The sequence below is a fragment of the Chromohalobacter sp. HP20-39 genome, from assembly GCF_033052815.1.
Taxonomy (GTDB): domain Bacteria; phylum Pseudomonadota; class Gammaproteobacteria; order Pseudomonadales; family Halomonadaceae; genus Chromohalobacter.
This window is the reverse complement of sequence record NZ_JAWHTP010000344.1, coordinates 1-335: the sequence shown is the minus strand read 5'-3', so window position 1 is coordinate 335 and position 335 is coordinate 1. Positions and strand designations below refer to the sequence as shown.

Genomic DNA, 335 nt, shown 5'->3' with positions numbered 1-335 from the left:
CCTGCGCCTGCTGCCACTTGGCCAAAGAGGCTTCTGAGGTGGACCACTGTGCCAAGGCCACCTCGACGTCTGACAATGCGGCCAGCATGGCTTTTTCGTATTCGGCCATCGCTTCGTTTGCCTTGGCCTCGTTGACCGCAATGTTGGCGCGGATACGCCCGCCATCCAGGATCGGCAACGTCAGCGAGACGCCATAACCCAATACCACCTGCGGAGACGCCGATTGGCCAACGATCGCCGTCCGTTCACGCGTGTTGGCCCACTCGATCTGCAGCCGTGGGTAGACCTCACGACGTGCCACGCCCACACGTGCCAGGGCAGCATCCAGCGCGCGA

Annotated in this window: 1 protein-coding gene; it reads right to left on the bottom strand. The window is 63.0% G+C overall.

The genetic code is table 11. The features are described from left to right. Positions 1-335: TolC family protein (locus RVY79_RS18305; protein WP_317465953.1), on the bottom strand; the 335-nt coding region annotated here is incomplete at both ends.